Source organism: Azospirillum lipoferum (genome assembly GCF_024170005.1).
GTDB lineage: Bacteria > Pseudomonadota > Alphaproteobacteria > Azospirillales > Azospirillaceae > Azospirillum > Azospirillum lipoferum.
The window spans coordinates 413,489-440,059 of sequence record NZ_JALJXJ010000004.1 but is presented as its reverse complement, the minus strand read 5'-3'; the positions used below and the strand labels follow the sequence as shown (position 1 = coordinate 440,059).

Annotated in this window: 20 protein-coding genes; 15 read left to right on the top strand and 5 right to left on the bottom strand. The window is 69.2% G+C overall.

Annotated features, from left to right (window positions below):
• Positions 1–13 precede the first annotated feature (13 nt).
• From hmgA to J2848_RS12060, 14 genes are all read left to right on the top strand, one after another.
• Complete coding sequence (gene hmgA / locus J2848_RS12130) at positions 14–1,318, top strand: homogentisate 1,2-dioxygenase (RefSeq protein WP_149231246.1); 1,305 nt, start codon at positions 14–16, stop codon at positions 1,316–1,318.
• A 115-nt stretch (positions 1,319–1,433) separates the two neighbouring features.
• Positions 1,434–1,952 carry a class I SAM-dependent methyltransferase gene (locus J2848_RS12125; protein WP_149231245.1) on the top strand — a complete coding sequence of 173 codons (519 nt, stop codon included), beginning with the start codon at positions 1,434–1,436 and terminating at the stop codon, positions 1,950–1,952.
• A gap of 154 nt (positions 1,953–2,106) precedes the next feature.
• A complete protein-coding gene (locus J2848_RS12120; RefSeq protein ID WP_246193831.1) occupies positions 2,107–5,244 on the top strand; it encodes an ABC transporter transmembrane domain-containing protein in 3,138 nt (1,045 codons plus the stop codon).
• Positions 5,245–5,445: 201 nt separating this feature from the next.
• A complete protein-coding gene (locus J2848_RS12115) occupies positions 5,446–7,194 on the top strand; it encodes an ABC transporter ATP-binding protein (RefSeq protein WP_149231244.1) in 1,749 nt (582 codons plus the stop codon).
• Between the two features lie 314 nt (positions 7,195–7,508).
• Positions 7,509–9,368 carry an ABC transporter substrate-binding protein gene (locus J2848_RS12110; protein ID WP_246193830.1) on the top strand — a complete coding sequence of 620 codons (1,860 nt, stop codon included), beginning with the start codon at positions 7,509–7,511 and terminating at the stop codon, positions 9,366–9,368.
• 5 nt (positions 9,369–9,373) lie between these two features.
• On the top strand, positions 9,374–10,405 hold the full coding sequence (locus J2848_RS12105; protein WP_149231243.1) for an ABC transporter permease: 1,032 nt from the start codon (positions 9,374–9,376) through the stop codon (positions 10,403–10,405).
• The gene (locus J2848_RS12100) at positions 10,402–11,631 is read left to right on the top strand and encodes an ABC transporter permease (protein ID WP_149231242.1); all 1,230 of its coding nucleotides are present in this window, start codon (positions 10,402–10,404) and stop codon (positions 11,629–11,631) included. Before J2848_RS12105 ends, J2848_RS12100 begins: the two co-directional genes overlap by 4 nt.
• A 243-nt stretch (positions 11,632–11,874) precedes the next feature.
• Positions 11,875–13,188: a glycosyltransferase family protein gene (locus tag J2848_RS12095; RefSeq protein WP_149231241.1), complete on the top strand. Its 1,314-nt coding sequence runs from the start codon at positions 11,875–11,877 to the stop codon at positions 13,186–13,188.
• Between the two features lie 35 nt (positions 13,189–13,223).
• The gene (locus J2848_RS12090; RefSeq protein WP_149231332.1) at positions 13,224–14,495 is read left to right on the top strand and encodes a glycosyltransferase family 4 protein; all 1,272 of its coding nucleotides are present in this window, start codon (positions 13,224–13,226) and stop codon (positions 14,493–14,495) included.
• Positions 14,492–15,616, top strand: coding sequence for a glycosyltransferase family 4 protein (locus tag J2848_RS35890; protein ID WP_149231240.1), 1,125 nt, complete (start codon positions 14,492–14,494; stop codon positions 15,614–15,616). The genes J2848_RS12090 and J2848_RS35890 overlap by 4 nt, the downstream gene beginning before the upstream one ends.
• Positions 15,613–16,341 carry a histidine phosphatase family protein gene (locus J2848_RS12075; protein WP_149231239.1) on the top strand — a complete coding sequence of 243 codons (729 nt, stop codon included), beginning with the start codon at positions 15,613–15,615 and terminating at the stop codon, positions 16,339–16,341. Before J2848_RS35890 ends, J2848_RS12075 begins: the two co-directional genes overlap by 4 nt.
• Positions 16,338–17,483 carry a glycosyltransferase family protein gene (locus J2848_RS12070; RefSeq protein WP_149231238.1) on the top strand — a complete coding sequence of 382 codons (1,146 nt, stop codon included), beginning with the start codon at positions 16,338–16,340 and terminating at the stop codon, positions 17,481–17,483. The genes J2848_RS12075 and J2848_RS12070 overlap by 4 nt, the downstream gene beginning before the upstream one ends.
• Positions 17,480–18,241 (top strand): polysaccharide deacetylase family protein, encoded by a 762-nt coding sequence (locus J2848_RS12065; RefSeq protein ID WP_149231237.1) that lies wholly within the window; start codon positions 17,480–17,482, stop codon positions 18,239–18,241. The genes J2848_RS12070 and J2848_RS12065 overlap by 4 nt, the downstream gene beginning before the upstream one ends.
• 127 nt (positions 18,242–18,368) lie before the next feature.
• Positions 18,369–19,214: an isocitrate lyase/PEP mutase family protein gene (locus J2848_RS12060; protein WP_149231236.1), complete on the top strand. Its 846-nt coding sequence runs from the start codon at positions 18,369–18,371 to the stop codon at positions 19,212–19,214.
• 69 nt (positions 19,215–19,283) lie between these two features.
• Here J2848_RS12060 and J2848_RS12055 read toward each other — a convergent pair whose 3' ends face one another.
• Both J2848_RS12055 and J2848_RS12050 read right to left on the bottom strand, forming a co-directional pair.
• Positions 19,284–21,668, bottom strand: coding sequence for a cellulase family glycosylhydrolase (locus J2848_RS12055; protein WP_149231235.1), 2,385 nt, complete (start codon positions 21,666–21,668; stop codon positions 19,284–19,286).
• Between the two features lie 559 nt (positions 21,669–22,227).
• Positions 22,228–22,851 carry an FMN-binding negative transcriptional regulator gene (locus J2848_RS12050; RefSeq protein ID WP_149231234.1) on the bottom strand — a complete coding sequence of 208 codons (624 nt, stop codon included), beginning with the start codon at positions 22,849–22,851 and terminating at the stop codon, positions 22,228–22,230.
• Between the two features lie 100 nt (positions 22,852–22,951).
• On the opposite strand from J2848_RS12050, the gene pdxR reads away from it, so the two are divergent.
• Positions 22,952–24,529, top strand: coding sequence for a MocR-like pyridoxine biosynthesis transcription factor PdxR (pdxR, locus tag J2848_RS12045; protein ID WP_149231233.1), 1,578 nt, complete (start codon positions 22,952–22,954; stop codon positions 24,527–24,529).
• On the opposite strand, the gene J2848_RS12040 is transcribed toward pdxR, so the two are convergent.
• From J2848_RS12040 to J2848_RS12030, 3 genes are read right to left on the bottom strand one after another with little or no spacing between them, the layout of a single operon-like run.
• On the bottom strand, positions 24,504–25,253 hold the full coding sequence (locus J2848_RS12040) for an amino acid ABC transporter ATP-binding protein (protein ID WP_149231232.1): 750 nt from the start codon (positions 25,251–25,253) through the stop codon (positions 24,504–24,506). The genes pdxR and J2848_RS12040 overlap by 26 nt on opposite strands.
• Positions 25,240–25,890: an amino acid ABC transporter permease gene (locus tag J2848_RS12035; RefSeq protein WP_149231231.1), complete on the bottom strand. Its 651-nt coding sequence runs from the start codon at positions 25,888–25,890 to the stop codon at positions 25,240–25,242. Before J2848_RS12035 ends, J2848_RS12040 begins: the two co-directional genes overlap by 14 nt.
• A complete protein-coding gene (locus J2848_RS12030) occupies positions 25,883–26,557 on the bottom strand; it encodes an amino acid ABC transporter permease (protein WP_149231230.1) in 675 nt (224 codons plus the stop codon). Before J2848_RS12030 ends, J2848_RS12035 begins: the two co-directional genes overlap by 8 nt.
• Positions 26,558–26,571 lie beyond the last annotated feature (14 nt).

Below are 26,571 nucleotides of genomic sequence, written 5' to 3'. Positions count from 1 at the left end.
GGGAGCAGCCCGCATGACGTCCCCCGCCTTCACCTACCGGTCCGGCTTCGGCAACGAATTCGCGACGGAGGCGTTGCCCGGCGCCTTGCCCGTCGGCCGCAATTCGCCGCAGCGCCCGCCCTACGGCCTTTATGCCGAGCAGATCAGCGGCACCGCCTTCACCGCCCCGCGCGCCCACAACCGCCGCTCCTGGCTCTACCGCATCCGTCCGGCAGTGGTGCACGAACCCTTCCGCCCGCTGGAGCCCGGCCGCCTGACCAGCCGCTTCGACGAGGTGCCGGCCCCGCCGACCCAGCTGCGCTGGAACCCGCCGCCGATGCCGGACGCGCCGACCGACTTCGTCGCCGGCCTCACCACCATGGGCGGCAATGGCGGACCGCAGGCGCAGACCGGCTGCGGCATCCATCTCTACGCCGCCAACCGGTCGATGGAGGGGCGCTTCTTCTACGATGCCGACGGCGAGCTGCTGATCGTGCCGCAGCAGGGCCGCCTGCGCCTGTTCACCGAACTGGGCGTGCTGGAGGTCGACCCGCAGGAGATCGCCCTGATCCCCCGCGGCATCCGCTTCCGCGTCGAGCTGCCGGACGGCACCGCGCGCGGCTATGTCTGCGAGAATTACGGCGCGCCCTTCCGCCTGCCGGACCTCGGCCCCATCGGCTCCAACGGGCTGGCCAACCCGCGCGACTTCCTGACGCCCGACGCCTGGTACGAGGATGTCGACGGCGACTTCGAACTGGTGGCGAAGTTCGACGGCGCCCTGTGGCGTGCGCGCATCGACCATTCGCCGCTGGACGTGGTGGCTTGGCACGGCAACCACGCCCCCTGCAAATACGACCTGCGCCGCTTCAACACCATCGGCTCGATCAGCTTCGACCATCCCGACCCGTCGATCTTCCTGGTGCTGCAATCGCCCAGCGACACCCCCGGCGTCGACAGCATCGACTTCGTCATCTTCCCGCCGCGCTGGCTGGTGCAGGAGGATACCTTCCGTCCGCCCTGGTTCCACCGCAACGTCGCCAGCGAGTTCATGGGCCTGATCCATGGCGTCTACGACGCGAAGGAGGAGGGCTTCCTGCCCGGCGGCGCCAGCTTGCACAACTGCATGAGCGGCCATGGCCCCGATGCGGAGACCTTCGCCAAGGCCACATCCGCCGACACGACGCAGCCGCAGCGGGTCGCCGACACCATGGCCTTCATGTTCGAGACGCGTGCGGTGATCCGCCCCACGCGCTACGCACTGGAAACCGCCGAGCTTCAGCACGATTATTACCGCTGCTGGCAGGGGCTGGCCAAACACTTCGACCCGAAACGGCCATAGGTCGGGCAGGGCGCACCCGCCGGCCCCGACCATGCGACATTTTGTCTCGACGGCGCGCGCGCAGCCTTTCACACTGCGGCGTGCCGGTCGTGCGCTTGGCAAGGGGAGGGGGCCGATGGCGGCCGATGGTGGTGTTGCGGAAAGCCGGTCGCTGCTCGAACGGATGATCGACCGGATGACGGTGCAGCGCGATGCGCTGGCCTGGGCGGAGCGTGAGGTCTCGGGGCGTGACGGCATGGTGCTGGAGGTCGGGCTGGGCAAGGGCCGCACCTTCGACCATCTGCGCCACCTGTTCCCGCCGCGCGACATCCTGGTCTTCGACATGTGGGTCCGCGTGCCGCCGGAGCTGACGCCGGACGAGGACCGCCTGTTCGTCGGCGATTTCAAAGACACCATGCCGGCGGCGGCGGAGCGCTTCGGCCGCTGCGCCCGGCTGGCCCATGCCGATTTCGGCAGCACCGATCGCAACCATGACGCCAGCCAAGCGGCATGGCTGGCGCCGCTGATCGACGCGCTGATGCTGCCCGGCGGCGTCGTGCTGTCTGACCGGCCGCTGGACCGTCCCAACTGGACCCGGCTTCCCCTTCCGCCCGACGAGCGCTGGACCTACCATGCCTGGAGGGTGGAAAACTGAAGGGTGGAAAAGTGAGTAGGGCGGGGCGGATGGAAAAAGCGCCGATGGAAAACGGATCGGCCGACGCCAATCTACTTTCCCTCATCCCCCGCTGCATGACGGTGGCGGCCGGCGACGGCTGCGACGCTGCCGGCCGCCACCCTGAAGGGCTTTGATGGACCGCAACATATTTCAGTACATTTGGAAGTACAGCGGACGCCAGCAGATCCTGCTCGCCCTGTTGACGGTCGCTTCCTTCCCGGTGCTCTACGCCTCGCTGGAACTGCCGAAGATCATCATCAACCGGGCCTTGTCGGACCCCCAGCCGGAACGCCAGATCCTCGGCGTCACCATGGGTCCGGTGACCTACCTCTTGGTGCTGTGCTTCACCTTCCTGGCGCTGGTGCTCGCCAATGGCGCCTTCAAGATGCGGATCAACACCTTCAAGGGTGTGGTCGGCGAACGGCAGGTGCGCCGGCTGCGCTTCATGCTGCTCGACCGCATGCTGCGCTTCCCGCTGCCCCATTTCTCCAAGGTCAGCCAGGGAGAGCTGATCTCCACCGTGGCGGCGGAGACCGAGCCGCTGGCCGGCTTCATCGGCGACGCCTTCGCCCAGCCGCTCTACCAGGGCGGCACGATGCTGACCATCCTGCTGTTCCTGTTCATCCAGCAACCGACCATCGGGCTGGTGTCGATCGCGCTGATCCCGGTGCAGGCCTACATCATCCCGAAGCTTCAGCTGAAGGTGAAGATGCTGGGCAAGGAGCGGGTGCGCAAGGTCCGCCAGCTGTCCGAGCGCATCGGCGAAAGCGTGGAGAACATCCGCGAGGTCCGCGTCAACGGCACCGTCCGCTACGTCCTGGCGGAATTCTCGCAATATCTCGGCAGCATCTACTGGATCCGGCTGGAGATCTACAAGCGCAAGTATTTCGTCAAATTCCTCAATAACTTCATCAACCAGATCACCCCCTTCTTCCTGTTCTCCATCGGCGGCTATCTGGTTCTCGACGGCGACATGACCATCGGCGCGCTGGTGGCGGCACTGTCCGCCTTCAAGGACCTGACCGCCCCCTGGAAGGAGCTGCTCGACTATTACCAGAACATGATCGACGCCCAGATCAAGTACGAGCAGATCGCCGAGCAGTTCTCTCCCCCCTTCCTGTTCGACTGGACGCCGCCGTCGCCCACCACCCCGCCGGACCTGAAGGCCCCGCTGCGGCTGGAGGCGGTGACCTGGGCCAACGAGTATGGCGACCGCATGCTGCAACGGCTGTCGCTGGAGGTGCCGCCGGGTGCCCTGGTCGGCATCGCCGGCACCAACGCACTGGCGCTGCGCCGTCTGGCCGAGGTGCTGGTCCGGCTGTCGCCGCCGACCTCCGGCCGGATCACCATCGGCGAGCGCACGCTGGACGAGCTGCCGCTGGAGCTGCTGGGCCGCCGCATGGCCTATGCCAGCCCGGAACCGCGTATGTTCACCGGCAGCATGATGCAGAACATGACCTACGGTCTGCGCCACCGCCCGCCGGCCGACGATCCGGAAACCATGTCGCCCGCCCGCCGCCGCGAGATCGTCGAGGCCGAGGCGTCCGGCAACTCCGTCGACAGCATGGACGGGATCTGGACCGATTTCGCCATGATCGGCGCCACCGACTGGACCAGCCTGCGCCCATGGTTCATGCAGTGCCTGGCCGCCACCGGCGGCGAGAACGCCGTCTACCAGCGCGGCCTGCGCGAGGTGTTCGATCCCGACGACTACCCCTTCGTCGCCCAGCCCTTGCTGCGCGCCCGCCAGTGGCTGCGCGAAGCGATCACCGAACGCGGGCTGGACGCGCTGCTCGCCCGCTTCGAGCGTGACCACTTCAACCCCTATGCCAGCATCGCCGAGAACATGCTGGCCGGCCTGCCGGACGGCAAGCGGCTGACCGTCGCCCGCATGGTCTGCAACCCCACCGTCCGCGGCCTGATGGAAGAATACGGGCTGTGGGACTCCGCCGTGCGCATCGGCCGCCGCTTCGCCATGCGGGTGGTCAGCGTCTATCGCGACAGCGACGACGGCGACGTCATGATCATGCGCTACCCGCACATCGACGACGCCCTGTTCGAGGAGCTGGTGGAGGCGGTCACCCGGCTGAAGCGCCGGTCCGAACGGCCGCAGCGCCGCCATCAGGAGGCGGACACGCTGCTGTTCGCCACCATGTTCCTGATGATCGTGCCCAAGCGCGACGGCGTGGACTTCATTCCACCGGCGGAGCGCGAGGCGATCATGGCGATCCGCGCCCGCGTGATCGACGACATGCCGCACGAGCTGCGCGACAAGGTCGCCATCTTCCACCCCGACCTCTACCACCCGCGCCTGAACGTGATGGACAACCTCCTGTTCGGCCGCATCACCACCGAGGATCCGCGCGCCATCACCCAGCTCCGCGCCCTGGTGGACGAGGCGCTGGAGCGCACCGACGCACGGGCCTTCGTGCTGATCCTGGTGGCGCTGGGCGAGGTCGGCATCGGCGGCTCTCTGCTGCCGATCAGCGTGCGCCAGCGGGTGCAGCTGATCCGCGGCCTGATGAAGAAGCCCGACATCTTCGTCATCTATCAGGCACTGAACAGCTACGATCCGGAGGAACGGCTGCGCATCTTCCAGGCCATGAAGGAGCTGCTGCCGACCATGACGCTGATCGTGCTGGAGGAGCGGATTTCCGACAATCCCGCCTTCGACGCGCTCTACGACCTGGAGGATGGCCGGCTGGTCCGCCGCGGCCAGAACGGCGCCGACCAGGACGAGGACACCATGCCGGGCGATGCGGAGGGCACCGACGAGCCGGCCCTGCGCCTGCTGTCGCGCTCCCCCGTCTTCTCCGACCTGCCGGAAACGGTGCTGCGCCGCCTGCTGGCCTCGTCGGACTGGCGCAATGTGGCGGCCGGCGACTTCATCTACCGCAGCGGCGATCAGTCGGAATTCGCCTTCATCCTGGCGGACGGGGAGGTCGAGCAGGTGCGGCTGATGCCGGACGGCCAGCCACCGCTGCACATCGCCTACATCAAGCCGCCGGAGGTGATCGGCGAGCTGGAGCTTCTGGCCGGCGTCCGGCGCTTCTCCAGCTTCCGGGCGCGCACCGACCTGCGTCTGCTGCGGCTGGACGGGCCGACCATGCTGCGCCTGCTGTCGTCGGCGCCGGACCTGCCGATGCGGGTGATCCAGCAGATCGGCAAGCGCCTGACCAGCGAGGCGCCGTCCGGTTCGGTGCCGGCCGCTCCCCCCGTTGCCCCACAGGCCGAGACCGCCGAAAACAGCCGATCCGAAACGGAAGCATGATGAAATGAATGCAATGAGGCAGGGGCACGATGAATCCCCTCTCCCCCCCGGGGAGAGGGTTAGGGTGAGGGGGGAGCATAGCGAGGATTCTCGGGCTAGCCACGCACCGCATCCCCCTCACCCCGACCCTCTCCCCGGGGGGGAGAGGGAGATAAGGGCGAATTACGGATGGCCTTGTAATACGGGCAGGAGAGCGGCGCGATGCTGAGGGTTGAGGGCCTGACGATCCGGTTCCGCAAGGCCCCCCGCCCGGTGGTCGACGGCGTCGGCTTTTCCATCGGTGCCGGGCAGAGCGTGGCGCTGGTCGGCGAGTCCGGCTCCGGCAAGACGCTGACCTGCCGCAGCATCCTCGGCATCCTGCCGCGCGGGGCGGAGGTCGCCGGCGGCTCCATCCTGTTCGGCCAAGGCGCCGAGGCGGTCGACCTGCTGCGCCTGTCCAAGGCCGGCCTGCGCGACATCCGCGGCAGCCGCATCTCGATGATCTTCCAGGAGCCGATGAGCGCGCTGTCGCCGCTGCACACCATCGGCGACCAGACCATGGAGGTGCTGCGGCTGCACGGCAACTGCAACCGCGCCGGTGCCCGCGAGCGCTGCCTCGCCATGTTCGAGCGGGTGGGCTTCCCCGATCCGGTCCGCGCCTTCCGCTCCTATCCGTTCCAGCTGTCGGGCGGCCTGCGCCAGCGCGCGATGATCGCCATGGCGATGGTCGCCCGCCCGCAGCTGCTGATCGCCGACGAACCGACCACCGCCCTCGACGTCACTCTCCAGGCCCAGGTGCTTGCCCTCATCAAGGAGCTTCAGGGCGAGACCGGCATGGCAGTGCTGCTGGTCACCCACGATCTGGGCGTCGTTGCCAACATGGCCGACGCCGTGGTGGTGATGCGCGCCGGCCGGGTAATGGAATCGGGCTGCTGCGCCGACGTCCTCGGCCGGCCGCTGCACGGCTACACCCGCAAGCTGATGGCCGCCGCCCCCTCCATCCCCGAGACGACCTGCGCGCACGGGTCGGGCGCCGTGCGCGACCCCATCCTGGAATTCCACGGCGTCGCCAAGACCTATGAACGCGGCAACGTCCGCATCCGCGCGCTCGACGGCGTCGATCTCTGCGTCGGCCGCGGCGAGACGCTGGCCATCGTCGGCGAGTCAGGATCAGGCAAGACGACGCTGGCGCGGCTGGCCATGCTGGCAGAGCGGCCGGATCCCGGCGGCCGCCTGCTGTTCCGGGCATCCGCCGGGGAACCGCCGCTCGACCTGCTTTCCGCCGCCGGGCCGGAGCTGACCGCCTACCGCCGCCGGGCCCAGATGGTGTTCCAGGACCCCTATGCCTCCCTCAGCCCACGGATGAGCGTCGGCGAGATCATCGCCGAGCCGCTGGCGATCCACGGCGTCTGCGGCCGCGGCGAGGGGCGCGAGCGGGTGCGGGCGCTGATGGCGCAGGTCGGCCTCGACCCCGCCTGGACCAACCGCTATCCCCACGCCTTCTCCGGCGGCCAGCGCCAGCGCATCGGCATCGCCCGTGCCCTGGCGCTCGACCCGCAACTGCTGATCTGCGACGAGCCGACCTCGGCGCTGGACGTCTCGGTCCAGGCGCAGGTGCTGGAATTGCTGGAATCGATCAAGCGGCGGCTCGGCCTCAGCCTGATGTTCATCTCGCACGATCTGGCGGTGGTGGCGCGGCTGGCCGACCGCGTCGCGGTGATGCGCGCCGGCCGGGTGATGGAGGAGGCGCCGCCGGCCATCCTGTTCTCCGCCCCGCTGCACCCCTACACCCGCGCGCTGATCGCCGCCTCGCCGGAACCGGACGTGAGCCGCCCGATCGACATCGCCACCGTGGCCTTGGGCGCCGGCCGCCCCGACCTGTGGCCCGAACCCTTCCGCCCGACCGCCGACGGCGCGCCGCCCCCGCTGGTGGAAGCAGCGCCGGGCCATTTCGTGAGGCGGGCGGCATGAGGACGTCCTTTCAACCCGCCGCTCTGAATCACCCTCTCCCCCCCGGGGAGAGGGAAGGGGCCCACCGCTTTGCGGTGGGAAGGGTGAGGGGGACGCGCGGCGGGATGCTCGCAAAAATCCTGCAACGCATCCCCCTCACCCTGACCCTCTCCCCGCTTTCGGCGGACCTTTGGTCCGCCTGTCGCGTCAGCGCAAACGAAGTTTGCGCGAGAGCGGGGGGGAGAGGGGATTGGGTCCTTGCGATAGGAACTCTCCTCCTCCTCACCCTCCTCCTCGCCACCCCCGCCGCCGCCTTCACCCCGCAGGATCCGCCGATGCTGGCGGACCAGGTGCGCTACGGCCTCATCCCCCCCGTCCGCCAGCGCATGCCGGACGAGCCGCTGATCGTCGATGTGGAGGCCAAGGGCCGCGACCTCGGCCGCTCCGGCGGCTGGATCCGCACCTTCATCACCCAGCGGCGCAACAGCCGCATCGCCGTGCTCTACGGCTATGCCCGGCTGGTCGGCTACACCGCCAAGCGCGAGATCGTTCCCGATATCCTGAAGGACTTCAAGGTCGTCGACGGCCGCGACTTCACCCTGACCCTGCGGGCCGGCCATCGCTGGTCCGACGGCGCCCCCTTCACCAGCGACGACATCCGCTACTGGTGGGAGGACGTCGCCAACAACCCGCTGCTGTCGCCGTCTGGCCCGCCGCGCTTCATGCTGGTGGACGGCAAGCCGCCCGAGGTCAGCTTCCCCGACGCGGTCACCGTCCGCTTCCGCTGGGACGAGCCGAACCCCTATTTCCTGCCGACGCTGGCCGCCGCCCGGCCGCCCTTCATCTACCGCCCGGCCCATTACCTGAAACGCTACCACGCCCGCTACACCGGCGAGGCGGAACTGGCGCCGCTGCTCGCCAAGTACAAGGTCCGCAACTGGGCGGCCCTGCACAATGCGCTGGACGACATGTTCCGGATGGAGAACCCGGACGAGCCGACGCTCCAGCCCTGGATGGCGATCTCCAAGGGCACCGGCACCCACCTGCTGTTCCAGCGCAATCCCTATTACCACCGCTTCGACAGCCGCGGCATGCAGCTGCCCTATGCCGACGGGCTGGACGTGACGGTGATGGCCGGCGGGCTGATCCCGGCCCAGGTCGCCACCGGCAAGGCCGACCTCCAGGCCGAAGGGCTGACCTTCTCCCAGGTGCCGGTCCTGGTGTCCGGGGAGCGGGAGGGCAACTACCGCACCCTGCTGTGGCCGGAGGGCAAGGCGGCGGAAATCGCCCTCTACCCCAACCTGAACTACAACGACCCGGTCTGGCGCGCCCTGCTGCGCGACGTCCGCTTCCGCCGCGCCCTGTCGCTCGGCATCGACCGCCGCATCATCAACCGCTCGCTCTTCTTCGGGCTGGCGCAGGAGAGCGGCGTCGACGTGCTGCCGAGCAGTCCGCTGTTCAAGCCGGAACGCAACGGCATCTGGACCGGCTACGACGCCAAGCGGGCGGCGGCCCTGCTCGACGAGATCGGGCTGAAGCGCAAACGCGGCGAGCTGTACCGCGAGCTGCCCGACGGCCGCCCGCTGGAGGTGATCGTCGAGACCGCCGGCGAGAAGTCGGAGATCTCCGACGCGCTCCAGATCATCGCCGAGACCTGGCGCGACATCGGCGTGCGGCTGCTGATGCGCACGGTGGACCGCGACGTGCTGCGCAACCGGGTCTATGCCGGCCAGACGATGATGGCGGTGTGGGGCGGCTGGGACAACGGCGTCCCCGACCCCGACAGCAGCCCGGAGGAGCTGGCGCCGATGACCCAGGAGAATTTCAGCTGGCCGAAATGGGGGCAGTATTACCAGACCTCCGGCAGCGCCGGCGAACCCATCGACATGCCGATCCCGCAGGAGCTGATGGACCTTGCCCGGCGCTGGCGCCACACCACCGACGAGACCGAACGCCGCGCCCTGTGGTCGGCGCTGCTCGACATCCACGCCGACCAGATCTTCGCCATCGGCGTGGTGTCGAAGACGCCGCAGCCGATCGCCGTCACCAACCGCCTGCGCAACGTCCCGGACAAGGGGCTGTGGCTTTGGGATCCCGGCGCCTATCTCGGCGTCTACCGCCCCGACGAGTTCTATTTCACCGACGCCCGCCCGGCCGATCCGGAACCGGCCGGCACCCACCGCGGGGAGAATTGACGGTCATGCTGCGCTTCATCCTGCACCGGCTGCTGGTGATGGTGCCGACGCTGGCCGTGGTGTCGATGCTGATCTTCCTGGTCATCAACCTGCCGCCCGGCGATTACCTGTCCAACCAGATCGCCGAGCTGCGCGCCACCGGCCAGGAGGCGGGACTGGCGAAGGCGGAGTTCCTGCGCCACGAATATGCGCTCGACCGCCCGGTCGCCGAGCAATACCTGATCTGGATCGGCGTCTGGCCGGGCCCGAACGGCTTCCACGGCCTGCTCCAGGGCGAGCTCGGCTGGTCGTTCGAGTTCAACAAGCCGGTGGCGGAGGTGGTGGGGGAGACGCTGTGGTTCACCGTCATCCTCAACCTCGCCGCCGTGCTGTTCGTCTATCTCGTGTCCTTCCCGCTGGGGGCGCTGGCGGCGATCCGCGCCAACAGCTGGGTCGACTATCTCGCCGCCGCCGTCGGCTATATCGGGCTGGCGACGCCCAACTTCCTCTTGGCGCTGATCCTGCTCTATTACGGCCAGAAATGGCTGGGCCTGCCGATCGGCGGGCTGGTTGACGCGAAGTACGAGGACCAGCCGCTCAGCTGGGCCAAGATCGGCTCGGTGCTCGAACACCTGATCATCCCCACCATCGTCATCGGCCTGTCCGGCACCGCCGCCATGGTGCGGCGCCTGCGCGCCAATTTGCTGGACGAGCTGGGCAAGCCCTATGTCGTCACCGCCAAGGCCAAGGGCGTGCCGCCGCTGCGCCGGCTGACCCGCTATCCGCTGCGCATGGCGCTGAACCCCTTCGTCTCCGACATCGGCTCGCTTCTGCCGTCGCTGGTGTCGGGATCGGTGCTGATCTCGGTCGTGCTCAGCCTGCCGACCATCGGCCCGGCCCTGCTGGAGGCGCTGCGGGCGCAGGACATCTTCCTGTCCGGCTTCATCCTGATGTTCATCTCGCTCTTGGTGCTGATCGGCATGCTGGTCTCCGACATCGCGCTGGCCCTGCTCGACCCCCGCATCCGCCTCGGCAAGGCGAGGAAGGCCCAGTCATGAAAGAGGAGGGCCTGAAGGGCGGGGGCATGAAGGCCCCGGTCGCGAGCGGCGGCGGCATAAGCGGCAGCACGGGCGGCAGCTGGGACCATTACGTCGACGACCGGCCCTATCCCGATCCGGCCGCGGCGGATGCCCCGGCCACCCGCTTCGACGCCCACGCCTCCACCGGTCGGCTGATGCTGCGGCGCTTCCTGCGCCACCGGCTGGCGGTGCTGGGGGCGCTGTTCCTCGGGCTGTCCTATCTCAGCCTGCCCTTCGTCGATTTCCTGGTGCCCTACGGCGCCAACGAACGCGACGTGGAGCATCTCTACGCCCCGCCGCAGGGCATCCACCTGTTCCACGAGGGGCGGTTCATCGGCCCCTTCGTCTACCCGACCACCGGCCGGCCCGACCTGAAGGACTATCGCTGGCGCTACGAGACCGACAGCAGCCGGCCGATGCCGCTGCAATTCCTCTGCCCCGGCGCGCCCTACCGCTTCCTGGGCCTGGTGGAATCGCGGGTCCGGCTGGTCTGCCCGCCGCCGGATGCCTCGCTGCATCTGCTGGGCACCGACCGGCTGGGCCGCGACATGCTCTCGCGCCTCGCCATCGGGGCGCAGCTGTCGCTGACCGTCGGGCTGCTGGGCATCGCCGTGTCCTTCGCCATCGGCATCACGCTGGGCGGCATGGCCGGCTATTTCGGCGGCTGGATCGACGCCGGGGTGCAGCGTCTGTCGGAGATCCTGAAATCCCTGCCGGAACTGCCGCTGTGGCTGGCACTGTCCGCCGCGGTGCCGGCGCAATGGTCGCCGGTGACGGTGTTCCTCTGCATCTCGGTCATCCTCGGCCTGCTCGACTGGCCGTCGCTGGCCCGCGCCGTGCGCTCGCGCTTCCTGGCGCTCCGCGAGGAGGATTTCGTCATGGCGGCGGAGCTGATGGGCGCCAGCCCGGCCCGCATCATCCGCCGCCACCTGCTGCCCAACTTCGCCAGCCACCTGCTGGCGAGCGCCACCCTGTCGATCCCGGCGATGATCCTGGGCGAAACGGCACTGTCCTTCCTGGGCCTCGGCCTGCGCCCGCCGGCGACCAGTTGGGGGGTGATGCTGAACGACGCCCAGAACCTTATGGCCGTGGAAACCTATCCATGGGTATCGTTGCCGATGCTCCCGGTGATCCTGGTAGTCTTGTCCTTCAACTTCTTCGGCGACGGGCTGCGCGACGCCCTGGATCCCTATCATGGCGACTGACCCGTCCGCCTGGTCGCCACTCATATATCAGAACGCATAAGGTGGTTGCCCTCTCCCCGCCGGAAGTCATATTGATGCGCAGCAAGATCCATGTGAGGGGTTCTGTCCAGGCTGGAGCCTTGCCGCCGGTGTCTGGACGAACCCGCAACCACCGGCGCCGAACCGGTTCCAAAGACAAGCACAGCGATCTGTTCCGCGACGGATTGTCGGTTCCGAAGCATTGCTGAAGCGGAGTGTCCGAGCATGCACCAGCCACAGCCGCCCCTTCGGGCCATCCATCCCGACCGGACACCGCCGCGCATCCTGCTCTACAGCCACGACACCTTCGGGCTCGGCCATCTGCGGCGGTCACGGACGATCGCCCAGGCGCTGGTGTCGGCCTTTCCCGACGCCTCCGCGCTGATCCTCACCGGCTCGCCGGTCGCCGGCCGCTTCGATTTCCCGGAGCGGGTCGACCATGTGCGCCTGCCCGGCGTGGTGAAGCAGCCCGACGGCGGCTACACCGCCCGCAACCTTGGCCTGCCGATCGAGGAGACCACCGCCATCCGGGCGGAGATCATCCGCGCCACCGCCCGCGCCTTCCGCCCGACGCTGGCGATCGTCGACAAGGAACCGACCGGCCTGCACGGCGAATTCCTGCCGGCGCTGGAGGAGATGCGGGCCAGCGGCAACACCCGCGTGGTGCTGGGCCTGCGCGACGTGCTCGACGCTCCTGAAGCCCTCCAGCCGGAATGGGAGCGCAAGGAGGCGGTCGCCGCCATCGAACGCTATTACGACCAGCTCTGGATCTACGGCCTGCCGGAGGTCTACCGCCCGCTCGACGGCCTCGACCTGCCGGCGGAGATCGCGGCACGGGTGCGCTACACCGGCTATCTGCGCCGCGAACCGTCGGAAGGGGGCGGCGCCGTCCAGGCCGCGGACAGCCTGATGGCGCCGCCCTATGTGCTGGTGACGCCCGGCGGCGGCGGCGACGGGGCGGCCCTGGTCGACTGGACCATCGCCGCCTATGAGAGCGATCCCGATCTCGCCCCCAACGCCCTGATCGTCTACGGCCCCTTCCTGGAGGATGCCCGCCGCCAGGAATTCGCCGCCCGCATCCGTCCGCTGAAGGGCAGGGTGGAGACCATCAACTTCCATTCCCGCATGGAGGATCTCTATGCCGGGGCCATCGGCGTGGTGGCAATGGGCGGTTACAACACCTTCTGCGAGATCCTGTCCTTCGACAAGCCGTCGGTCCTGGCCCCGCGCACCCGTCCCCGCCTGGAACAGCGTATCCGCGCCGAGGCGGCGGAGGAGCTGGGCCTGCTGCGCACGCTGGATTGCGACCGCGACGGCGCCGACCCGCGGGCGATGGCCGACGCCATCCGCGCCCTGTCCAGCCAGCCGCCGCCCTCGGCCAGTCCGCTGCCCGGCCTGCTCGGCGGGCTGGAGCGCATCGTCGACCTGACGCGCGAAGTGCTGGCTACGGAACCGGCAGCCGACCGCAATACTCCCGTCACCTCGATCCGCCGCGCGGCGGAACGGCTGTCCCGCGCCATGGCAGGCAAGCGCGCATGACCGACACGGGAACGGACGGCGGCCTGCCGTCCTCCATGGTTTCGCAAGCCGTGCCGTCCAAGATCGCACCGTTGAAGATCGCCGTGGTGGTGAAGGGCTACCCCCGCCTGTCGGAGACCTTCATCGCGCAGGAGTTGCTGGCCCTCCAGCAGCGCGGCATCGATCTGGCGATCTGGTCGCTGCGCCACCCGACCGACAGCCGCCGCCACGCCATGCACGACCGCATCACCGCCCCGGTCCATTACCTGCCGGAATATCTGCGCGACGAGCCGGCCCGCGTCCTGCGCGCGCTCGGCCGCCTGATCCTCGGCCACCCGGCCGGGCTGGCGCGCACCACGGCGGCCTGGCTGCGCGACCTGAGGCGCGACCGCACCACCAACCGCGGCCGCCGCTTCGGCCAGGCCCTGGTGCTGGCGGCGGAGCTGCCGGCCGACGTGCCCTTCCTCTACACCCATTTCCTGCACACGCCCGCTTCGGTCGGGCGCTATGCCGCCGCGATCCGCGGCATCGGCTGGGGCTTTTCCGCCCATGCCAAGGACATCTGGACGACGCCGGAGTGGGAGAAGCGCGAGAAGCTGGCCGACGCCCGCTTCGGCGCCACCTGCACCGCCGTCGGTGCCGCCCATCTGCGCGGGCTGGCCGCCGATCCCAACCGCATCGACCTCGTCTATCACGGCCTCGACCTCTCCCGCTTCCCCGCCCCGCCGGACCGCACCGACGCCCCGGCCCGCGACGGCTCCGCCCCTACCCTTGCGGTGGAGATCCTGTCGGTCGGCCGGCTGGTGGAGAAGAAGGGCTATGACCGGCTGCTCGACGCGCTGGCGATGCTGCCGGACGGGCTGCACTGGCGGCTGGTCCATATCGGCTCCGGCGACCTGAAGCAGTCCCTGCGCGCCCAGGCCGAGCAGCTCGGCCTGTCCGAACGCATCGAGTGGCGCGGCGCCCAGGATCAGGCGACGGTGATCCAGGCGCTGCGCCATGCCGACCTGTTCGTGCTGACCAGCGTGGTGGCCGGCGACGGCGACCGCGACGGCCTGCCCAACGTCCTGATGGAGGCGGCGAGCCAGCGCCTCGCCATCCTCTCCACCGCCGTATCGGCCATCCCGGAATTCATCACCGACGGCACCCACGGCCTGCTGACCGATGGCAGCCCGCCCGCCATCGCCACGGCACTGGAACGGCTCGCTACCGACCCGGCGCTCCGCCTGCGTCTTGGCGAGGCCGCCCATGGCCGCCTGCGCGCCGAGTTCGGCATGACCGCCGGCATCGACCGCCTCGTCCGCCGCCTGGAGGAGGCCGCGGCGTGACCACTCCGCCCATCGCCGCACCCCGAATTGCCTTTTACGCCCCGCTGAAGCCGGTCGACCACCCGATCCCCTCCGGCGACCGCCAGATGGCCCGCCTGATCCTGCGCGCGCTGGAGGCGCTTGACCCGGCGGAGATTGGCCCGGTGGAGGTGGCGAGCAGCCTGCGCGTCTATGACGGTGCCGGCGATCCCGCCGTTCAGGCCCGCCTGACCGCCGCCGCCGCCGCCGAATGCGACCGGCTGCTGTCGCTCTACGCCGCCGAGCCGGACCGCCGCCCGGTGCTGTGGCTCAGCTACCATGTCTATTACAAGGCCCCCGACCTGATCGGCCCGGCCGTCGCCCGCCGCCTCGGCATCCCCTATGTCGTCGTCGAGGCCACCCGCGCCCGCAAGCGCCTGACCGGCCCCTGGTCCGCCTTCGCCGCCGCCGCCGAGTCCGCCATCGAGGCGGCCGACCTCGTCCTCTGCGTCAGCGCCCGCGACCGGCAGGCGGTGGAGGCCTATGGTCCGCCCGGCCAGCGGGTGGCGATGCTGCCCCCCTTCCTCGACCTGCCACCCGCCCCGGACGACAGGGAGCCGGGCTCGCCGCCCCGGCTTCTGACCGTCGCCATGATGCGGCCGGGCGACAAGCTGGCCTCCTACCGCCTGCTGGCCGGCTCCCTGTCCCTGCTGACCGCCCGTCCCTGGACTCTCGACATCGTCGGCGACGGCCCGGCGGCGGCGGAGGTTTCGGCACTCTTCGCCCCCTTCGGCCCCCGCGTGACATTCCACGGCGCCTGCGCGCCCGCCGACCTCGCAGCCCACTACCACAGCGCCGACCTGCTGGTCTGGCCCGGCCTGAACGAGGCCTTCGGCATGGTCTATCTGGAGGCTCAAGCGCACGGCGTGCCTGTGCTCGCCGTCGACAATGCCGGCACCGGCACCGTCATCCGCGACGGCCTCTGCGGCCGCCTGACCGGCCCGGCCTGCCAAGACTTCGCCGCCGCCCTGTCCGCCCTGCTGGCCGATCCGCCGGCCCTGCGCGCGCTCGGCCGAAGCGCCCGCTCTTACATCGAGACCCACCACGCCCTGCCCATGGCGGCCCAACGCCTGCGCGCGCTGCTGAGCGGCCTGCTGCCATGATCCGCTTGGCTTTCCTGCGCCACGGCATCACCGCCTGGAACCGCGAGGGCCGCATCCAGGGCCGCACCGACATCCCGCTCGACCCGGAGGGCCGCGACCGCCTCGCCGGCCTGACCCTGCCGCCGGACTGGCGCGACGCCACCCTGCACGCCAGCCCGCTCTCCCGCGCCGTGGAGACCGCCACCCTCCTCGGCCACGGCCGTCCCGTCCACACCGACCCGCGCCTGATCGAGATGGACTGGGGCGCCTGGGAGGGCCGGCGCGGCCACGACCTGCGCGCCGACCCCGCCAGCGGCTACCGCGACCTCGAACACTGGGGCTGGGACTTCCGCCCCCCCAACGGCGAAAGCCCGGCCGACGTGCGCGAGCGGTTGACGGCTTGGCTGAAGGACTTGCCCCCTCTCCCCTCCCAGCATCAATCCCCTCTCCCCCCCGGGGAGAGGGTTAGGGTGAGGGGGACGCGTGGCGAGGATTATTGGGCAAGGCACGCAATGCATCCCCCTCATCCCGACCTTCTCCCCGGGGGGGAGAAGGAGATTCATTCCCCCCACCTCATCGTCACCCACATCGGCGTGATCCGCGTCGCGCTGGCGCTCGCCTGGGGCTGGGACTTCCGCGGCCCGCCGCCGGTGCCGGTCAAGCGCAACCGCCTCTACGCCATGACGCTTGCCGACGACGGCACGCTCCGCCCAACCGGCCCAAAAGAAGGCCTGCGCCTGTCATGAAGCTGCTGATCGCCGTCACCCATCTGCTCGGCACCGGCCATCTCAGCCGCGCGCTGGCCCTGGCCGAGGCCTTCTCCGCCCGCGGCTGGCGCGTCGATGTCGCCAGCGGCGGCCGTCCCGCCCCCCATCTCGAAACCGGCAACGCCACCCTGCACCAGCTGCCGCCCCTGGCGAGCGACGGCGCCGACTTCGCCACCCTGCTGGGCACCGACGGCCGCCCTGCCGATGCCGGCCTCTTCGCCGCCCGGCAGGCGATGCTGACCGGCCTGCTCGACAGTCGGCAGCCCGATGTGCTGATCACCGAACTCTTCCCCTTCGGCCGCCGCGCGCTGGCCACCGAGTTCGACGCCCTGCTGGAGCGCGCCCGCGGCCTGCCCCAACCGCCGCTGACGCTGGCGTCGGTCCGCGACATCCTGGCCCCGCCCTCCAAGCCAAAGCGCGTCGCCGAGACCGAACAGCGGCTTCTGCGCTTCTACGACGGCGTGCTGGTCCATTCCGACCCCGCCCTGATCCCGCTGGAGGACAGCTGGCCGCTGACCCCGGCGATGAAGCCGCTGCTGCGCTACACCGGCTTCGTCGTCCCGCCGCCGCCCGTCCCCGACGACGGAACGGACGGGCAGGGCGAGATCCTGGTCACCGCCGGCGGCGGCCCGGTCGGCCGCCCGGTCTTCGAGGCCGCAGCCCTGTGCGCCGCATCCGCCGCCCTGCCGCAGCGCTGGCGCCTGCTGGTGGCGAAGGGCGACGCGGCGCTGGCCGACCGGCTGCGCGTCCTGGCCCCGCCCGACCGCCTGCTGGTGGAACCGGTGCGTCCCGACTTCCGCGCCCTGCTGGGCCGCGCTGCCGCTTCCCTCGGCCGCTGCGGCTACAACACCGCGCTCGACTGCCTGACAGCCGGTGTGCCCAGCGTCTTCTGCCCGTTCGAGGACGGCAAGGAGGTCGAACAGACCATCCGCGCCACCATCCTGGCCCGTCAGCCCGGCATCGCCACCCTGCGCGAGGCCGACCTCACCCCCGACAGCCTCGCCAAAGCGTTGCAGTCCGTGCTGGGTGCCCGCATCCCGCCGCTCAGCCCCAACGCGCTGGCCGGTGCCACGCGTAGCGTGGAGATCGTCGAAGCCCTGCTGACGGAGAAGACGTCATGACGAGCTGGACCGCAGTTGAGGACGAACTGGCCCGCTGGACCGACCTCGGCCGCCACTGCCCCCTGTGGCTGCGCGACGACGATGCGGTCGCCGCCAGCCCGCAGCTCGACCGGTTGCTGAATCGCTGCGCCCGGGCCGGCATCCCCCTCGGCCTCGCCGTCATCCCGGCCGACGCCGAACCCTCGCTCGCCGACGCACTCGCCGACGCACTCGCCGGCCATGCCTTCGTCACCCCGCTGGTCCATGGCTGGTCCCACACCGACCACGCCGCCCCCGGCAGGAAGAAGTGCGAGTTCGGCCCGGAACGTCCGCCCGAGATCCGTCGGGCCGAGGCCGGACGCGGCCTGTCCACCCTGCGCGCCCTGTTCGGGGACCGCGTTCTGCCGCTGTTCGTCCCGCCCTGGAACCGCATGGCCCCCGACATGCCGGCCTGCCTGTCGGCATCCGGCTACCGCGCCGTCTCCGCCTTCGGCCCGTCTCCGGCGAAGCAGGACGGCATCGTCTGGGTCAACACCCACCTCGACCTGATCGACTGGCGCGGCACCCGCTCCGCCGTGCCGCTCGACGCGCTGCTCGACCTGCTGTGCCGCGAACTGCGCGACCGGCGCGAGGGGAGGCGGAACCCTGCCGAGCCCATCGGCCTGCTGACCCACCACCGCGTGCATGATGAGGCGATCTGGGATCTGCTGGACCGCCTGCTGGAGCGGCTGGCAGTACATCCGGCGCTGGAGTGGCCGGATATCGGGAGCTTGGTGTAGCGGCGTGGCGATCCGCGTCAAACCGGCGGCCAATGGATTGCGGCCGATGGACTGCACCGGAGCGCCGCCTTACCCTGCGCCCTTACCCTGCACCGAGTCCGCGCCGCCGTTCCACAGGGAGACCGTGATGACCGACCACCGCCAGACCCGCGCCGCCTTCGCCGATCTCCACACCGACGGCTGCTTCGTCATTCCCAACCCCTGGGACGTCGGCAGCGCCCTGATGCTGGAACATCTCGGCTTCCGTGCGCTGGCGACCACCTCGGCGGGGTTCGCCTTCTCACGCGGGCTTCCCGATACCGATTGGGCGGTGCCCTGCGCGGACATGCTGTCCCACATCGCCGACATCGTCCGGGCGACCGCCCTGCCGGTGAATGCCGACTTCGAATCCGGCTACGCCCACGACCTCGACGGGCTGGCCCGCAACCTGCGGCTCTGCGCCGACACCGGCGTCGCCGGCCTGTCGGTCGAGGACGCCACCGGCGACCCGGCGAAGCCGCTGTACGATTTCGATCAGGCCGTCGAGCGCATTGCCGCGGCGGCGGAGGCGCTGCGCGGGACGGGCGTGCTGCTGACCGCCCGCTGCGAGGCCGTGCTGGTCGACCATCCGGCCGCCGTCGAGGAGGTGATGCGCCGGCTGCCGGCCTATGCCGCGGCGGGCGCCGACGTGCTCTATGCGCCGGGTCTGCGCACGCCCGAAACCATCCGGGCGGCGGTCGAGGCGGTGGCACCCAAGCCGCTCAACCTGCTGGTCTCGGCGCCGATCGGCTTGACGGTGGAGCAGATCGCCGGATTGGGCGTGCGGCGGATCAGCCTGGGCAGCGCGCTCAGCCGCGCCGCCTGGGGCGGCTTCCTGCGGGCGGCACGGATGCTGGCCGATCACGGCCGGTTCGACGCGCTTGCCGAGGCCGAACCGTTCGACGCTCTCAACGGTTTCTTCCGGACGCAGGGCCGGAACAGGCGATCGGACTGAAAACGAAAAAAGCCGGCCCGTGCCTTTCGACGCGGACCGGCCCCATCATGCGGTAGAAGCGCCGCCCCCTTACGCCGCGTGGTCGGTGATGAAACCGGTGGCGGTGCCCAGGTTGGCGGTGCCGTGGGTCAGGTGCAGCAGGAAGTTCTCCGTGCCTTCGTTGGCGTTGTTGTCGCCGTTGATGTGCACGGTGACCGTCTTGGTGGTCTCGCCCGGCTGGAAGGTCAGGCTGCCGTGGGCGGCGGTGTAGTCGCTGCCGGCCTTGGCGGTGCCGTCCTCGGTCGCGTACTCGATGGTGGTGGCGGTGGTGACCGCCTTCGCCAGCTGCACGGTGAAGACCGCCTCGTCGCTGCCGGCGACGGTGCCCGAGCTGCCGGAGTTGGCCGCCAGGCCCGCCTTGATGATGTTCATCTTGGTCGGATCGACGGTCTTGTAGTCGTCCTGCAGCAGGCCGCCGACGTCGCCCGATTCCGGCGTCCACGCCCAGTAGGTCCAGTTCATGCCCTGCTGGCCGGCGGCCAGATCGCTCTTGCCGTCCAGGTTCCAGTCGCCGTTCATGTACTTGATCAGCGTGCTGGCCCAGGTCTGCTCGGCGGCGCTGTTCATCTGGCCGCCGAACTCGCCGACCAGGATCGGGGCGATGTTGTTCTTGTAGATGTAGCCCCACATGCTGTCGTACTGGGCCGGCAGGTTGTTCGGATAGTTCGGATCCGACAGCCAGCTGAACTGGCCGACGCTCTGGCCGTAGGCGTGCGGCGAATAGACCAGCTTGTTGGGAGTGTCGAACTCGATGGGATGGTTCTTCACGCCGGCCAGCGTGCTGCTCCACTCCGTGCCCTCGACCAGCAGCAGCCAGTCCTTGTTGACCGACTGGATGGAGTTGCCGATGCGCTCGGCCGCCGCGGCCCAGTCAGTGGCCTGATTGCCGTCACCCCAGGTGGCGGACACGCTCGGCTCGTTGTGCAGGTCGGCGCCGATCACCGCGTCGTTGCCGGCATAATGCTTGGCCAGCATCTGCCAGTCCGCAATCACCTTAGATTCGGGGTTGTTGTCGGTGTACCACAGCCCGTGCTCGTTGGTGCCGGCGCCGCCGTCGTTGCGGTGGTGGTCGAGGATCACCTTGATGCCGTTCTTGCCGGCATAGTCGATGACCTTGTCATAGACCTCCAGCCGGGTCAGGCCCTTCAGGTCCGGGTTCTTCGAATAGTCGATGCCGTTGGTGACCGCCGTGCTGTCGAACATGTCGTCGGCCCAGGTCAGGCGGATGACGTTGAAGCCCAGGCTCTTCATGCTGTCGATGTGGTGCTGGTAGCTGTCGGCCCACAGCCCCGACGGCACGTAGTTGTAGCCCTCGCCGCCGAACCAGTTGACGCCGGTCAGCCGGACGTTGTTGCCGCTCTCGTCGACGATCTGGTTGCCGTTGGTGTGCAGGAAGCCGTTGATCGAGCTGCTGCTCTTCACCATGCCCGGATCGGACACCGTGACGTTGCCGACCGTCAGCGACAGCGAGGCATCGCCGCTGCCGGCATTGCCGGTCGAACCACCCGTGCTGCCACCCGTGGAACCGCCCGTGCTGCCCCCGGTGGAGCCGCCAGTGGAGCCCCCCGCCGACCCGGTGGAGGCGGCGAAGTGGCTGGCGTCCAGCTTGGCGGTCAGCGTGGCGTCCCAATAGAGGTCGGTGGTGGCGCCCAGGTCGGCGCCGTCGGCGGTGCGGTGGACCGACATGGCGGCGTCGGTGGCCGCCACGGTCTTGCCGTCGACGCTGACGCTGTGGACGTACAGGTTGCGGTCGGCGCCGTCGATCACGGCGTCGTTGTCGTACTTCACCTCGACCGCGTGGGCCTTGCCCTGCGCCAGATCGGCGGTGAACTTGTAATCCTTGGCGTCGGTGCCGGTGGCCGTGCCTTCGCCGATCTGCTTGCCGTCGACCAGCACGGTGAAGTGCGCGCCTTCACCGGCGGCCGCATTGCCGGCGGCGTTCACGGTGATGACGTTCTGGGCGGTGCCGGCGGCCGGCGCGGCGGGGGCGGCCGGAGCAGCCGGGGCGGCGGTCTGGGCACCGCCGAAATAGCTGGCGGGGGTGCTGAAGGTCAGCGCGCCGTCCCACCACATGGCTTCCTGGCCGGCCTGGGTCGGCGCCGGGGCGGCATCGTCATAGCGCTCATAGATGGCGTCGGTCGGCTTCAGCGTGTGGCCGTTGACCTCGATCGACTGGACGTAAAGGTCGCGATAGGCGCTGGTCGCGGTGTCGTTGTCGTAAACGACCTGGATCTTGTGCGCCGTGTTCGCCGCAAGGTCGGCGGTGAAGCTGTATGCCTTCGACGAGGGGTCGGCCGCATTGGCCGAACCGACCTCCTGACCATCCACCAGAAGCTTGAAATGCGGCGCGACGCCATCCAGGGACTGGCCGTAGGCGTTGACGACGATCTTGCTCGGCGCGGTGGTCGTGCTCATGACTTCAATCCTATGTCCGTTGTGTTGAAGCCATGCTGGGGCTTCAATGGTTAACGAAACCTTTCCAAATCCGTTTAACTTTTCTCGAACCTTGTGGCAAATTTGGCCCAGCCCGTCACAGGGGGGTTCAAGGGGGAGGGATCAGATCAGCGAACTATATCCCATCATGGTCACAGGGTTGCGCACCACTCCAGCAGTCTTATTTCTGAAAGTTCAATATCTACTTTTCCTTTCCTGACTTTGCAAAGTCGATCTCAAAAGACATAGATGCGGCTTACCGATACCTTTTCCGCACATACGCATCATTCTTTCAAAAATACCGCGAGATGATGGCAGATGTGAGCCATATATACTGATCCATTCGGGCACTGGATTGATAGAAACCCGCCGGTCAGAATTACAGCCACAGGGGTAAGACAAAATCGCGAACGGCCTTTTTCGCTTGCAAGAAAGTTAAGAACCGTGAGGACACTGCGTCGTGCGACCTTGCCGCGAGGCGATTTATTAAAGGATAATATTCCTTTTTTGTCGCGCCGTCCCCCGGCGGCGCAATCCTGCGTCACTCCGGGATGAGGGTGGCGGCCTGACGTTCCCGTTCGCATCCGCTCGCGGACAGTTCCCTCTTCACCGTCGCCCTGTCCGTCCCGCTGCGGTTCTGGCTCATCTTCCGCTTGGCGTCGATCCGGGTGATCGGCATCCGCACACCGACGATGCCGCGCAACTGTGCCCGGACGAAGTCGGGTGGAGCATCGCCAACGGCCCAGGGCTGCGGGCGCGACGCCTCGTGAAGGCTGGTCAGGCGCGTGACGACCTCCAGCAGCCGCTCGGCATCCTCGAAGAACTCGACCGGGCCATAGGCGTGGACGGCCACATAGTTCCAGGTCGGAACGACCTTGCCGTCCCGGCTCTTGCCCTCGTACCAGGATGGGGTGACATAGGCGTCCGGCCCCATGAAGATCGCCAGGGCCTCCGCCGCCGGCGTCTCCCTCCACTGCGGATTCGCCTTCGCCAGATGACCGTAGAGCGTGCCCATCCCGCCCTCGTCGGCAGCGAGGAACAGGGGCAGGGGGGAGCACACCAACTCGCCGGCCACGGTCGTGACCAGATTGGCGAGCCCGGCGGCCCGCATCGTCTCATGGATGAAAGGCAGGTCGGTCTCGCGGAACGCGGCGGGGATATACATTCGGGCCTCCTTGCCGGGACAAAATTCGTCGGGATGGAGTTTCCGGGAAAACTGGCCCACATTGAACGGCCAGTTTCCCTCTTTCCGACCGGTCCAGTCGATGTCCACGCTTCCACAGCCGGATGGGGTCAGGACCATCGCGTCCCGGATCGGCGACGCGATCAGGGCCCAGATCGCCGATGGCGTTTATCCGCCCGGCGCGCGCCTGCCGTCGTCACGCGCGCTTGCCGCCGACCTCGGCGTGTCCCGCACGACGGTGACGGCCGCCTATGAACAGCTCGCCGCCGAGGGCTATCTGGAGGTGAGGCAGGGCGCAAGGCCCCAGGTCCCAAAAGGTCTGAGACCGGCTGGCCTGAGACTTGATAGCCTGAGACCCGATGACCTGAAAACGGCGCCGCCGGACACCGGCGCGCCTCTACCCCGGCTTTCGGAATTCGGGCGGCGGCTGGCCGGCCTTCCCCTGCACCATCCCGCCGAAACCGGTGGGCCCGTCATCGACTTCCGCTATGGCGAACTCGCCGCGTCGGATTTCCCCACCCTCACCTGGAAGCGGGCCGTCGATGCCGCCATCCTGCGCCGTCCCTCCCGCCTCCGTTATGGCGATCCGTCCGGCTCGCCCGAACTCCGCTCGGCCCTGCAGGCCTATCTCTGGCGGGCGCGGGGGCTGCGTTGCGATCCCGACCAGATCATCGTGGTGAACGGGTCGCAGCAGGGCCTCGACCTGTGCGTGCGGCTGCTGCTCGATCCCGGAGAGGCGGCGGTCATCGAGGACCCGTGCTATGCGGCGGCGCGCGACATCCTCGTCGCCACCGGCGCCCGGCTGGTCCCGCGGATGGTGGATCGGGAAGGGATGCGCACGGAAGGGCTGCCGCCCGCCCGTCTGGCCTATGTGACGCCGTCCCACCAGTTCCCGCTCGGCAGCGTCATGTCGGTCAGCCGCCGGCAGGATCTGCTGGCCTGGGCGCAGGCCTGCGGGGCCACTGTCATCGAGGACGATTATGACGGCGAATATCGTTTCGACGTCGCCCCAATCCCCACCCTGCAAAGCCTGGACGGGGCCCTGGATGAGGCCGGAACCGTCATCTATCTCGGCACGGTGTCGAAGACGCTCTCGCCGGCCTTGCGGCTCGGCTACCTCGTGGTTCCGCGGCCGTTGATCCAGGCCTTCCGTGCGGCGAAACGGCTGGCGGACCGCCACACGCCGGCCCTGGAACAGAGCGCCCTGGCGGATCTGCTCGCCAGCGGCGCCTATGAACGGCACGTCCGGCGGGTGCGGCGGCGCAACGGGGAGCGGCGCGCCGCCCTGCTGGCCGCCTTGCGGACCCGGTTGGGCGACGGGGTCAGGGTGGAGGGCGCCGAGGCCGGGCTGCATGTCGTCGCCTGGCTCACCCGCTTCCCGCTGGAGCGGGAGGCAATGATCGTGTCGGCGGCGCGGGCGGCGGGTGTGGGCGTGTACCCCATCACCCCGCTCTACGACCCGTCATCCCTCTCCGGCCGCCCGGACTCCGGCCGTCCGAACCATCCCGGTCTGGTGATCGGCTATGCCGGCCTGGAGGACCGCGAGATCGCCCAGGGGATCGAACGGCTGGGCGCCGCCCTCGAAACCCTTGCCGAATCCCGGGCCGAATCCCGGGCCGACGAAGACACGCCGCTCAGCGCGCCTCGACCATGCCGATGAACTGCGCCAGTTCCGGCGTGGACGGCCGGTCGAACAGTTCGGCCGGCGGTCCCTGTTCGGCGATGCGGCCGCCATGCATGAAGACCAGCCGGTCGCAGACCTCGCGGGCGAAGCGCATCTCGTGCGTCACCAGGATCAGCGTCATGCCCTCTTCCGCCAGCTTGCGCACCACGCCCAGCACCTCGGCGACCAGTTCGGGGTCGAGCGCCGAGGTGATCTCGTCGCACAGCAGCACCTTGGGCGCCATCGCCAGAGACCGGGCGATGGCGACGCGCTGCTGCTGGCCGCCCGACAGCTGCGACGGGTAGGCGTCGAACTTGTGGCCCAGCCCGACCTTGGCCAGCGCCGCTTCCGCCGCGGCGCGGGTGGTGGCCTTGTCCTGCTTCTTCACCACCTTCAGCGCCAGCATGACATTCTCGCCGGCGGTCAGGTGGGGGAACAGGTTGAACTGCTGGAACACCATGCCGACCTTCTGGCGCAGCGCCCGCAGGTCGATCTGGCCGGGGTCGACGCATTCGCCGTCGACCTCGATGACGCCGCCATCGATGCGCTCCAGCCCGTTGATGCTGCGCAGCAGGGTGCTCTTGCCCGAGCCGCTGCGGCCGATCATGGCGACGACCTGTCCCTCCTCCACCGCCATGTCGACGCCCTTCAGCACCTCCACCGGGCCGAAGGACTTGCGGATGGCGGAGAGCTTCACCAGTGGTGTCTTAACGGGCGACATTCAGCTTCCTTTCCAGCGCCTTGGCCGACAGCGACAGCGGGTAGCACAGGGCGAAATAGATCAGCCCGACCAGCCCGTAGACCAGGAAGGGCTGGAAGGTGGCGTTGGTGATCATGGTCCCGGCCTTCGTCACCTCGACGAAGCCGATGATGGAGGTCACCGCCGTGCCCTTCACCACCTGCACCGAGAATCCGACGGTCGGCGGCACGGCGATGCGCAGCGCCTGCGGCAGGATGACGTGGCGCATCTGCTCGGGAAACGTCATGGCGAGGCTGGCCGAGGCCTCCCACTGGCCCTTCGGCACCGCCTCGACGCAGCCGCGCCAGATCTCGGCGAGATAGGCGGCGGTGAACAGCGTCAGCCCGACGGCGGCCGAGGTCCAGGCCGAGGTCTCGATGCCGATCAGCGGCAGGGCGAAGAAGACGATGAACAGCTGCATCAGCAGCGGCGTGCCCTGGAACACCTCGATGAACAGCCGGGCTGCGACGCGCAGCGGCGGCACCGGCGACACGCGGGCGACCAGCAGCAAGAGCCCGGCCACCCCGCCGGAGACGAAGGCGATCAGCGACAGCAGCACCGTCCAGCGCGCCGCCAGCAGCAGGTTGGACAGGATGTCCCACAGGGTGAAGTTAAGCACGCGACACCCCCTTGGCGAACATCCGCTGCCCCATCAGGCTGAAGACCCAGCGCAACCCCACCGCCAGCGCCAGATACAGCGCGGTCGCCAGGAAATAGACCTCGAAGGGCCGGAAATTGCGGGATTGGATGAAGTTGGCGGCGAAGCTCAGCTCCTCCGCCGCGATCTGCGAGCAGACCGACGAGCCCAGCATGACGATGACGATCTGGCTGGTCAGCGCCGGCCAGATCTTCGCCATCGCCGGCCCCAGCACGACATAGCGGAAGATCTGCGGCCCGGTCATGCCTAGGCTGGCCCCGGCCTCGATCTGGCCCTTCGGCGTCGCCTCGATGCCGGCGCGGATGATCTCGGTCGAATAGGCGCCGAGATTGATGACCATCGCCAGCACCGCCGCCTGCCACTCAGCCAGCCGGATGCCGAGCGACGGCAGCCCGAAGAAGATGAAGAACAGCTGCACCAGGAAGGGCGTGTTGCGGATCAGCTCGACATAGGCGCCGACGACGAGCGCCAGCGGCTTCACCGTCGAGGTCCGCGCCGCCGCCCCGCCGACGCCGAGCGCCACGCCCAGCACCGTGCTGACCGCGGTCAGCGCCACGGTGGTCACCACCCCGTCCACCAGCACGGGCGTGTAGTCCAACAGGGACGAGAAATCGAAACTGTAGGCCATGGAAGATGCCCCGT